Below are 11,300 nucleotides of genomic sequence, written 5' to 3'. Positions count from 1 at the left end.
GAATTGGCCGCGCTCGGGCTCGAGGAGGCGCTGGCGAAGATTGCGATCGCGACCAGCGACGCGACCTTCTTCAATCGCTTCGGCCAGCTGATCTATCAGGAGCCGCTCGGCCGCGCGGCCGGCTATGAGCATCCGCAATTCTCGATCCATCGCGGCGATCTGCAGATGGTGCTGCTCGACGCCTTCGTCGCGCGTGCGGGGCGCGACCGGCTGAACACCAATTGTCATTGCCTTGGTGTCGAACAGGACGAAACCGGCGTCAGCGTCACTTTTGCCGACGGCCCCGGAGGCGCGAACCGCAGCACCATTCGCGGCCGCGTCGCGATTGCCTGCGACGGCATCAACTCGGCAATCCGCAAGCAGTTCTTTCCGGACGAAGGCGAGCCTCGCTATTCCGGCGTCAACATGTGGCGCGGCGTGACGCGATGGGAGCCGATATTATCCGGCGCCAGCATGGTGCGGGCGGGATGGCTGTCGCACGGCAAGATGGTGATCTATCCGATCCGTCCCGCCGACGCCGACGGGCTGCAACTGGTCAACTGGGTGGCGGAGATCGAGACGCCGGTCTATCGCCGGCGCGACTGGAACCGGCCGGGGGCGATCGGCGATTTCATCGGCGTGTTCGCCGACTGGCATTTCGACTGGCTCGACGTGCCCGCGTTTATTCGCGCCGCTGACAGCGTGCTGGAATTTCCGATGGTCGATCAGGACCCGCTGCCGCGCTGGAGCTTCGGGCGGGTGACGCTGCTCGGCGACGCTGCCCATCCGATGGTGCCGCGCGGCTCCAACGGAGCGGGGCAGGCGATCCTGGATGCGCGGGCGCTTACCTCGGCACTGCTCGAATACGACGATCCCGTTGCCGCGCTAGCCGCCTACGAAAAGCAGCGGCTGGAGGCCACCGCGCGCATCGTGCTGACCAATCGCACCAATCCGCCCGACGCGATCCTGCGTGAGGTGTTTCAACGAACCAACGACAAGCCCTTCCGCCAAATCGACGATGTCATCAGCAACCAGGAACTGGTTGCCTTGTCCGAGGGTTACAAACGGATCGCGGGCTATTCCAGGGATGCATTGCGCACGTAGTGAAGCGGAAAATCGTCCCGCTTCGCTCAATTCGCGCTAAGCTATCAAAGTCGGGAACAGCGGTCGGTAAGAACCGCGCCCGGAGATTTTGGAAGGGGAGGGACGACGATGGCGGGTTCTCAGCCTGGCGGCGCAATTGACGTCGCTGACTTCATCGACCAGCAGCCGGTCGGCGGTTTTCAGCTCAAGCTGCTGTTGACCTGCGCGGCGGTATTGTTTCTCGACGGCTTCGACACCCAGGCCATCGGCTATGTCGCACCGGCTCTGGCCAAGGAATGGGGCCTGACCAAGAGCGCACTGGGTCCGGTGTTCTCGGCCGGCCTGTTCGGGCTGATGATCGGGGCGCTTTTGCTCGGACCGCTGGCGGACCGCATCGGGCGCAAGCGGATCATCATTCTCTCGACGCTGGCGTTCGGCATCTGCGCGCTCGTCACCGCCTTCGTCCACGACGTCAACACGCTGCTCGCTATCCGGTTTCTGACCGGCCTCGGCCTCGGCGGCGCGATGCCGAATGCCATCGCCATGACGTCCGAATTCAATCCGCGCCGCCGCCGCGCGACCATGGTGATGATCATGTTCTGCGGTTTTTCGATCGGCGCGGCGCTCGGCGGGCTGCTCGCGGCGGCGTTGATTCCGCATTTCGGCTGGCGTTCGGTGTTCGTGGTCGGCGGCGTCGCGCCGCTGCTCCTGGTCCCGATCCTGGCGCTGCGGTTGCCGGAATCCGTGCGCTTCCTCGCACTCACCGGGCGCGCCGATAAAGAGGTCGCCAGGTTGCTTCGAGCCATCAGCCCGATGGCGGTGTTTGCGCCGGCGACGCGGTTCGTCGTGCAGGAGCCGCACCTGCCGGGGATTCCGGTGCTGCATCTTTTCCGGGACGGACGAACCCCGGTCACGCTGCTGCTGTGGGTGGTCTTCTTCATGAGCCTGCTCGACCTCTATTTCCTGTCCAACTGGCTGCCCACGGTTCTCAATGATCTCGGCGCGTCGGTATCGGCGTCGGCGGCGATCGGATCGATGCTGCAGGTCGGCGGCGTGGTCGGCACGTTCGTGCTCGGCAGCGTCATCGACCGCTTCTCGTTCCGCGCGCTGGCGCTGGTGTATTTCATCGCGGTGTTCGCGGTCGGCGCGATCGGCCAACTCGGTCATTCGATTGTCCTGGTCGCCATGGCCATCTTCGCCGCCGGGTTCTGCATTGTCGGCGGCCAGATCGCTGCCAACGCACTCGCCGCCGGATTCTATCCGACCTCGGTCAGGGCATCGGGCGTCGGCTGGGCGCTCGGGATCGGGCGCGTGGGCTCGATCATAGGACCCCTGGTCGGTGGCGTGCTCTTGACCATGAAATGGAGCGCGGCTTCCGTCTTCATGGCGGCCGCGGCCGCAGCCATGTGCGCGGCGCTGGCGGCATTTGCGCTGAGCCGGCTCGCGGGCTTAAGTGGAAGCGGCAAATCAGCCGCCGATGCGGAAGCCTCGTATCAGGCCGGGCTCCGCCCGTCCGCCACGGCGGGGAGCTAGGCAGGCGCTGCAAGCGTGAACGGCAGTCGACCTTCGTGACAAGGAGGGTAGGCGGTGAACGACGCGAACAACGAGGACAAGGCGCGCAATCGCGAGATCGCGCAGAACGAAGCCGAACGGCAAACCACCGGCGATATCCGCGTCAGTTCGTGGGCGATCGCGGTTGCGGTCATCATCGGCTTAGCCGCGGTCGGCTGGGTGTTGCTGCACAACCGATAAGCCGCTTACGCCACAGCGCCTGATGCCCGCAATTGCCGGATCGCCGCCTCGTCATAGCCCGCTTGGCGCAGGATCTCGTCGCTGTGCTCGCCGATGCCGGGCGCCCGCCGCGGCTTGACCTTCTGGCTGCCGTCGACCCAGATCGGGCTGTTGATGGTCAGCATGGTGTCGTTCTCGAACGGCACCAGCACTTCGTTCTCGATCATCTGCTTGTCGTGGGGAATATCGTCGAGGATTCCGACCACGCCGAACACCAGCCCGTTGCCGTCGAGGATCTTGCGCCATTCGGCCAGATCCCTGGTGGCGAAAATCTCGTCGAAGATCCTGATCAGTTCCAGCGAACGTGCATGGCGATCGGCCCGGGTAGCAAAGCGGGGATCGGTGATGAGATCCTCGCGGCCCAGACAGCGGGCCAGCGTCGGCCATTGCCGGTCCTCGTTGAGCAGCGACAGGATCAGCCAGCGTCCGTCCCTGCATCTGTAGTGGTTGGTCACCGCGTTCAGCGCGTGCTCGCGCGTCCGCCGTTCCGAAAATTTCGCGCCGCATAATTTGGCCTGGGCCAGCACCGAGGCGGCCCAGACGCCGTTGGCCATCAGGTTGGAACTGACATGCGAGCCCTTGCCGCTGCGCTCGCGCTTGTAGAGCGCGGTGACGATCGCGCCGTAGAACGCCATCGCGCAGGGATGGTCGCCCATGCCGGCGATCGATCGCGCCGGCGTGGTGTTCTCGTCCGCGCGCACCAGATCCATAAGCCCCGAGCGAGCCCAATAGGCGTTGCTGTCGAAGCCAGGCTTGTCGGCCTCCTCGCCTTTTTCGCCGTAGCCGGTGAACGAGCCGTAGACCAGTCGCTCGTTGAGCGGCCGCAGTTCCTCATAGGTGATTCCGAGTCGCTTGCGCACCCCGGGTGGAAAATTCGTGATGAAGACATCGGCCTCGGCGACGAGGCGGTACAGCACGGCCTTGCCCTCCGGCTTGGAGAGGTCGAGCGCGAGGCTCTTCTTGTTGCGCGACTCCAGCATCCACGCGAAATTGTGGTGGCTCGCCGGATAACCCGGCAGGTTCGGCAGGTTGCGGTAGGGATCGCCATGGCCGGGCGGCTCGATCTTGATCACGTCGGCGCCGAAATCCGACAGCACGGTCGCGGCCGCAGGCGCTGCGATGAAACTGGCGCAGTCCAGAACCTTGAGGCCTTCGAAGATGCCCTTTTCCATGGTGCCGTCGCTCCCGTGGTTTTTGTCGGTGTTATTCCGCGCTGTGGAATCGTCTTGCCGATGACAGGTGGACTCGAACGGTGCATTTGACCGATGTTGGCGGGGTGTTGCAACCGGCTCCTTTATCCCTCTCCCAACGGGCAGGGATAAAGCTATTCCCCGTCCGACAGCAGCGCGGCATTGCCGCCGGCGGCTGATGTGTTGACGGTCACGGTCTGTTCGGTGGCGAATCGCGCCAGATAATGCGGCCCGCCGGCTTTCGGACCGGTGCCCGACAATCCTTGGCCGCCGAACGGCTGCACCCCTACCACCGCCCCGATCATGTTGCGGTTGACGTAGATGTTGCCGATGGAAAGCCGCTCGATCACCGCCTCGATCGTATCGTCGATGCGGGAGTGAATGCCGAGCGTCAGCCCGTAGCCTGAGCGCTCGATCGATTGCAGCACGCGGTCGAGCCGGTCGGCGGGATAGCGCACCACATGCAGCACGGGTCCGAACACTTCCTCGGTCAATTGACCGGCGTCCGCCAGTTCGAAGATATGCGGCGCGACGTAATTGCCTGATGGAGCGACTCCCGCCAGGTGCACGCGAGACTCGTTTTTCATGCGCGCGATATGCGCCTCCAACCGCCGCTTTGCCTCGACGTCGATCACCGGCCCGATCTGCGTGGCGATGTCGCGCGGATCGCCTAACCTGAGTTCTCGCGCCGCGCCCGATATCATCTCGATCATCCGCCCTGCAACGTCATCCTGAATGAACAGCAGCCGCAGCGCCGAACAGCGCTGGCCGGCGGAACGAAACGTCGACGTCACGACGTCGTCGGCGACCTGTTCCGGCAGCGCGGTCGCATCCACGATCATCGCATTGATGCCGCCGGTTTCTGCGATCAGCGGCACGATCGGGCCTTCCTTGGCAGCGAGCGCACGGTTGATCGCGCGCGCGACCTCGGTCGAGCCGGTGAAGACGACGCCCGCGATATCCGGATGCGCCACGAGAGCCGCGCCGATGCTGGCACCGCCGGGGACGAGATGCAGGATGGAAGCCGGTACGCCCGCCTCATGCAGCAGGCGAACCGCTTCCGCCGCGATCAGCGGCGTCTGTTCGGCGGGTTTTGCCACCACCGCGTTGCCGGCCATCAACGCCGCCGTCACCTGGCCTGAGAAAATCGCCAGCGGAAAATTCCATGGCGAGATCGCGACGAATACGCCGCGGCCGCGCAGTTGCAGCACATTGCTCTCGCCGGTAGGCCCCGGCATTGTCTCGCCGGAAAACAGTTTGCGGCCCTCGGCGGCGTAGTAGCGGCAGAAATCGACGGCCTCGCGGACTTCGGAAAATGCATCATCGAGCGTCTTGCCGCCCTCACGTTGCAGCAGCGCGATGAAATGCGCGTGCCGTTGTTCCAGGAGGTTTGCGGCGTGTTGCAGGATTTGCGCGCGCTGCTCGGGCGGCGTCCGGCTCCAGCTCATAAAACCGGCGCGTGCGGCGGCGATGGCGTCGCGGGCCTGCTCCGGCGTCGAATCGACGACGCTTCCCACCGATAGGGTCGGGTCGATCGGGCTGACGACCGGTCGCGCTGTCCCTGTCTTCGTCCGGCCGTCGATCAGCGGCGCCGCCGCAATGGACCTGGTATCCGCCGCGATAGAAGCGAGCAGCCCGGTCAATGCCGCGCGCTCGCCGAATTCGATGCCGCGCGAATTCTGCCGCTGCGGCTGGTAGAGATCGCGCGGCAGAGGGATCTTCGGGTGCCGCGCGTTCTCGGGCGAGCCGATGATATCGGCCGGGCGGCGCAGCAGCGTCGCCACCGGCACCGCATCGTCGGCGGCGAGCGCCACGAAGGATGAATTGGCGCCGTTCTCCAGCAGGCGCCGCACCAGATAGGCCAGCAGGTCGCGGTGGCTGCCAACCGGCGCATAGGTCCGATAGGCCAGTCGGGGACGGTCCTCGCTTAGTTGCGCGTACAGCGCTTCGCCCATGCCATGCAGGCGTTGAAACTCGAATCCTGCGCTGCCGCCGGCTAGTTCCAGCACGGTCGCCACCGTCAGCGCGTTATGGGTGGCGAATTGCGGGAAAAGCCTTGACCGCAGCGCCAATAGTTTCTCCGCGCAGGCCATGTAGCTGAGGTCCGTCATCGCCTTGCGGGTGAACACGGGATAGTCGTCAAGGCTACGCTCCTGCGCGCGCTTGATCTCGGTGTCCCAATAAGCGCCCTTGACGAGGCGGACCATCATCCGCCGGTTCAGCGCCCGCGCGAGGGCATCGACATGGTCGATCACGGCTTCGGCGCGTTTCTGGTAGGCTTGGATCGCCAGCCCAAAGCCGTCCCATCCGTGGAGCGAAGTGTCGCTGAATGCGGCCGCGATCACCTCCAGCGACAGTTCCAGCCGGTCCGCTTCCTCGGCGTCGACGGTGAAATTCAACTCATGGACCTTGGCGCGGCGCGCCAGAACGATCAGCCGCGGCACCAGTTCCGCCATGACGCGCGTGCGGCTCAAGGCTTCGAAACGCGGATGCAGCGCGGAGAGCTTGACCGAAATCCCGGGCCGGTCCGGCAGCGGCCGGTCCCCGGCGCTGAGGCCAATCGCTTCGATCGCGCTGGCGTAGGAGTCGAAATAGCGCTCGGCGTCAGCGGCGGAGCGCGCGCCTTCGCCGAGCATGTCGAAGGAGTAACGCGGACCGCCTGGCGAATGCGCCCTTGCCAGCGCGGATTCGATGGTCTCGCCCAGCACAAAATGGCTGCCCATCAATCGCATCGCCTGCCGTGTGGCAGCGCGGACCGCCGGTGCGCCCAGCCGCTTTGTCAGGCGCCCGATCGTGCCTTGCGGGGTCTCGCCGGGCTGGATCACCCGCGCCGACATGCCGAGCGCCCATGCCGACGCGTTGACCAGGAATGCGCTGGATCTGATTTCGTGATGGACAAAATCGCCCTGGCCGAGTCTGTCCTCGATGAACTGGTCGGCGGTGCGGGCATCCGGCACCCGCAGCAGCGCCTCCGCGAGCACCATCAGCGCCAGGCCCTCCCTGGTGGAGAGCGCAAACTCGCGAAGCATGTCCTCGACGCCGCCGAGTCGGTCGTCATTGGCCCGGATGGCGCCGATCAGCCGCGTCGCCGCGTCGTCGATCCGCGTGTCCTGTTCCCGGCTCAAAGCGGCGGCTGCGAGAAGCCGGGCCGCCATCCGACCATCGTCCGGCGCGTAGGCCGCCTCGAACCGCGGAAGAGGAGAGGACAGGGATGTCATGTCATGCACTTCAAGTTCCCGTGCACTATCATGCCGCCGGTCTTGGCATCGCGAAACCGCTGCGATAGTTTCCGCGCGAGTATTTTCGAAAAAAGCGTACCGAACGGGGCTGATGCGAAGGATGGCACGAGCAGGCGAAGGAGGCAAAGCGCCTGCGTTTTGCGGCCCCGCCATGGGCGTGATCGGATTGTTGCTGATCGCCGCTTCATCGCCGGCCCATTCGTTCGAACTGAGCACCCAGCAGGCGGCGATCTACAGCGCAATATCGATTTTCCCGCCGACGGCGCAGCGCATGACGGTCTGCTACAGTTTCGGCTGCCGGCGCCGCGAGATGCTTGATTTCACCCCCGGCGATCGCGCCACGCTGACGCGGATCATGGTAGCGGGCCGGGCGTCGGCCGCGGCCGAACGCGCGGCGGTGCAGAAAGCGGAAATCTGGTTCGATCGCCGCATGGGGCCCATGATCGGAACCGACAAGCGCGTCGCGAAAGCGGACTTTCGCGCGCTGGACGACAAGCACAATTACGATTGCTGGGACACCACCCGCAATACCATGAGCCTGCTACTGGTGCTGCAGGAATGGGGCCTGTTGAAATATCATGTGGTGGGAGACCCGCATTACCGCGGCAACGCGCTGGTGTTGCAGACGCCGCATAACACCGCCGTGCTGGTCGAGCGCGCGACCAAGGTCGAATGGGTCGTCGACGTGTGGCCGCGCGGCTATGCGCAGCCGCCTGATGTCATGCCGGTCGAAAAATGGGTCACCGAGGATTGAGCGGTGACCGCTTTCGCCGGCCGCAGTTTGTCGATTGGATTTTTTTTGGAAAGCTCCACTCCCGGATTCTTCCGAGAGGGTGCTATCAGCGTCGCGCGCCAGGCGTCAAACCTTGAGGTTCTCTGCCGAGGTCTTGCCGCGATTGGCGACCTCTTCGTATTCCACGGTCTGTCCTTCGTTGAGCGTGGAAAGACCGGCTTTCTCGACCGCCGAAATATGCACAAACACGTCCTTGCCACCCGTGTTGGGCTGGATGAATCCGAAGCCCTTGGTCGGGTTGAACCACTTCACAGTACCTTTAGCCATTACGTCGTCTCCGCGGGATCAAAAATAAAAACGGATTGCCAGTCCCCGCAAACCGGCATGTCCGATAGGGCGCAGGATACGCGTTATGCGGCACTCTTGATAGCTTAAACCACAGGAGGATTTCGGCGGAAAACGATCAATATCGCGGCACATTTGCAGCTTTTGGCGGTTTTTCCTCCGTTTTACGCGTCAAATCGTCGAAAAAACGCCAATCGCTCCAATGTCAGCAAATTGGGCGCTGGGAGCCCGCTGGCCCGCCGAATGCGGGCGCGCGGGTCCGGTCGGGAACCGGATTTCGTTCCCTCGAATTCAGAAATGGGCGTCGATGGATGCCATGCGACGGCGGATTTCCGATGGATCGTCCTGGCGCTTGGACCACGAGATGTAATAGGCGGCAAGGGTCATGATGGCGATGCCGCTCACGCTCACGAGTATCTGCGCCAGCAGGGAGCCCCAGCTCAGCAGCAGCGCGACATGGCCGGCGAAGGAGAGGAAGACACCGAGGCAAAATACGGCGAGCGATTGCTGGCCGCATTAGATCAGCGGTCTGAAAATCCGCCATTCCAATCCGGGCCAGTCCTTCGGCATAAATCGCATCACAACGAATGCTGCGGCGAGGAAATGCAGAACGCGGTACGGGGCGAGGTTCACCCTGTCGTTGGGATTGAAGGCGTCGAACAGCCATGCCGGGAACATCGCGCCGAATTCCGCAAAACGTCCCGCCATCGTCATGACCAGAGCAAACGAGAGGTAAGCGATCGCGAGATAGAACAGGATCGATGACTTCAGAAGCGAGCGGCATTTTTCCATTCCACCGAGCGCGAACCAGGCGCCCAGCACAAACAGCAGCTGCCAGCAAAACGGGTTGAAATACCAGTCGCCGTCGGGAAGGGATCGCAGGTTCCAATCGAACGCTCGCGCGGCGAAATAGAGCGCAGCCGATCCCGCCAGCGCGAGGTCCGGCTTGCGCAGCATCAGCCACAGCACCGGCGGAAAGAACACCACCAGCACGATGTAGAGCTGCAGAATGTCGAGATTAAGCGGCCTTGATTCCAGCAGCAACCCGTAGATCAACGTCCGCATCGGATGATCGACCAAGCCGGCAACATTGAATTCGTAGATGATGTCGGAAGCGGCATATCGTGCCGCCACGTCCGTGATGGTCACGATGTAGATCACGAACAGGACGACGTAAGCGACGTAGATCTGCCACGCGCGCTTGAAGATCCGGCTTGCGCCGACAACGAAGCCGCGTTCCAGGGTCATCTTTGCGTAGACGATTGCGGCCGCAAAACCCGAAATGAAGATGAACATATCGGCGGCGCCGCTGAAGCCGTAGTTTCTTACCGTTATCCAGTTCACGACATTATCGGGGATGTGGTCCAGAAAGATGAACCAGTTCGCGATTCCGCGAAACAGGTCGATCCTGGCATCGCGCCCGTGCGCCGCGACGATAGCCTTGATATCCATGAAGACGGTTTCGTGCTGTGTGATTCGAAAGGCGAGATCGGGATAGGCGATCCCAGCGAGTCGGAACCGTAGTACAGACACGCTCGCGATCCCAATGGACTTTGCGTGATCGGGACTGACCGTGTCGGGCCAGGTATCGGATCCGCGTCAGGTCCTAATAGGTCGCGGTGAGATAATCGACGATCTTGGGAACGTCCGCATCGTCGATCGGCGCGCCATAGACCTTGATCATCTTGGTCACTTCGGCCTGCCAGAAGTCCTTCTTGAATTTCGGGCCGCGCGGCTGGGTGTTGATATAGTCGGCCGAGTGGCAGGCGGTGCAATTGTTCTGCACCACCTCGAGATTGGGGCCGGGCTTGAACGCGGCGATTTCCTCCGGAAGCTTGTAGTTGACCGGCGCCGCGGTCACCGGGCCGAAACTCAAGGCTGCGATGGCGGCGCTCGCGAGGAGAGGCGCAACAAGAAGGAGCGGTTTCATGTCAATTCTCCTCACGCCGCGGTGACGCGAACGGTTTCGACCACGTTGCGCATGTAGCCGGCCGGATTCCACCGCTGTTCGCTCGGCTGGGTATCGCCGGCATTGTTGGTGGCGCGAACCTGCAAGTCATGACTGCCGGCCGCGAGTTTCACGGGCAGCTTCCACTCGCGGAACGAATATTTGCCGAGGTCCTTGCCGAGTTTCGCCGGTGCCCAGCTCTTGCCGCCATCTGACGAGACCGCGACTTCCTTGATGCCCTTGCCGCCGTCGAAGGCGATGCCCTTGAGCGTCGTGGTGCCGGATTTCAGTTTCGCGCCGTCGGCCACGCTGGTGATGAACGAGCGAACGTCGAAACGGTTGATCGGAATCGTCGCCTTCGGCGCGGTCCCGGGATCGACGCAGGCGCACGGCGTGTCCGGAATCCGGTAGGCCGATTTCATCCAGAAGCCGTCGAACGCATTGTCGATCACGGTGATTTCGTTGAGGTGCTTGACCCAGTAGGTGCCGTAATAGCCCGGCACGATCAGGCGCAGCGGGAAGCCGTTGAGATAAGGCAGGTCCTCGCCGTTCATGCCATAGGCCAGCATCACCTCGCCGTCGCGGGCGTGGTCGATGTCGAGCGCCTTGACGAAATCCGGCGTCTTGTCGCTCACCGGCCCGTCCATTCCGTTGAGGGTGATCTGTTTGGCGCCCGGCTGCACGCCGGCCTTGTCGAGCACGGTCTTCAGCGGTACCCCGCGCCAGCGCGCGTTGCCCATCGCGCCATTGCCCAACTGGCCGCCCGCCACGCGCGGATCGAAAAAGCCGCGGCTGTTGCCCGAGCATTGGTTCACGGCGGTGAGTTCGACCGCGGGCAGCTTGCGGATGTCCTTCAATGAAAGCTTGAGGGGATGCTCGACCTTGCCCTTGATCTCGAGCGTGAACTTGTCCGGGTCGATGTCGAGCGGGACGCCTGCCAGATGATAGCGGACGAAGAAGGCATTGTTCGGCGTGATCGGGCCGTCGTTGAA

9 protein-coding genes and 1 pseudogene are annotated in these 11,300 nt (G+C 63.5%); 4 read left to right on the top strand and 6 right to left on the bottom strand.

Annotated elements, in window-relative coordinates; translation table 11 throughout:
* From QZ213_RS16770 to QZ213_RS16760, 3 genes are all read left to right on the top strand, one after another.
* The coding region (locus QZ213_RS16770) for a flavin-dependent oxidoreductase (RefSeq protein ID WP_291687205.1) at positions 1-1,083 on the top strand (1,083 nt) is incomplete at its 5' end.
* Positions 1,084-1,191: 108 nt separating this feature from the next.
* Positions 1,192-2,595 carry an MFS transporter gene (locus tag QZ213_RS16765; protein ID WP_291687204.1) on the top strand — a complete coding sequence of 468 codons (1,404 nt, stop codon included), beginning with the start codon at positions 1,192-1,194 and terminating at the stop codon, positions 2,593-2,595.
* Between the two features lie 54 nt (positions 2,596-2,649).
* On the top strand, positions 2,650-2,814 hold the full coding sequence (locus tag QZ213_RS16760; RefSeq protein ID WP_291687203.1) for a hypothetical protein: 165 nt from the start codon (positions 2,650-2,652) through the stop codon (positions 2,812-2,814).
* A 5-nt stretch (positions 2,815-2,819) separates the two neighbouring features.
* Here the strand turns inward: QZ213_RS16760 and QZ213_RS16755 are convergent, their stop codons facing one another.
* Both QZ213_RS16755 and putA read right to left on the bottom strand, forming a co-directional pair.
* Complete coding sequence (locus QZ213_RS16755; protein WP_291687202.1) at positions 2,820-4,025, bottom strand: CoA transferase; 1,206 nt, start codon at positions 4,023-4,025, stop codon at positions 2,820-2,822.
* A 152-nt stretch (positions 4,026-4,177) separates the two neighbouring features.
* Entirely contained in the window at positions 4,178-7,252 is a 3,075-nt protein-coding gene (putA, locus tag QZ213_RS16750; protein ID WP_291687207.1) for a bifunctional proline dehydrogenase/L-glutamate gamma-semialdehyde dehydrogenase PutA, read from the bottom strand.
* A gap of 181 nt (positions 7,253-7,433) precedes the next feature.
* Between putA and QZ213_RS16745 the strand changes: the two genes are divergently transcribed.
* On the top strand, positions 7,434-8,036 hold the full coding sequence (locus tag QZ213_RS16745) for a hypothetical protein (protein WP_291687206.1): 603 nt from the start codon (positions 7,434-7,436) through the stop codon (positions 8,034-8,036).
* A 105-nt stretch (positions 8,037-8,141) separates the two neighbouring features.
* Here QZ213_RS16745 and QZ213_RS16740 read toward each other — a convergent pair whose 3' ends face one another.
* From QZ213_RS16740 to QZ213_RS16725, 4 genes and pseudogenes are all read right to left on the bottom strand, one after another.
* Positions 8,142-8,342 carry a cold-shock protein gene (locus QZ213_RS16740; protein ID WP_079564698.1) on the bottom strand — a complete coding sequence of 67 codons (201 nt, stop codon included), beginning with the start codon at positions 8,340-8,342 and terminating at the stop codon, positions 8,142-8,144.
* 309 nt (positions 8,343-8,651) lie between these two features.
* A pseudogene (locus QZ213_RS16735) lies at positions 8,652-9,812 on the bottom strand (OpgC domain-containing protein).
* Between the two features lie 154 nt (positions 9,813-9,966).
* Complete coding sequence (locus tag QZ213_RS16730) at positions 9,967-10,290, bottom strand: cytochrome c (RefSeq protein ID WP_291687201.1); 324 nt, start codon at positions 10,288-10,290, stop codon at positions 9,967-9,969.
* 11 nt (positions 10,291-10,301) lie between these two features.
* Positions 10,302-11,300, bottom strand: a 999-nt coding sequence (locus QZ213_RS16725) for a molybdopterin-dependent oxidoreductase (protein ID WP_291687200.1), incomplete at its 5' end; no start/stop codon positions are given.

This window comes from Bradyrhizobium sp. (genome assembly GCF_017881085.1).
Taxonomy (GTDB): Bacteria; Pseudomonadota; Alphaproteobacteria; order Rhizobiales; family Xanthobacteraceae; genus Bradyrhizobium.
This window is presented reverse-complemented; position numbering and strand designations above follow the sequence as displayed.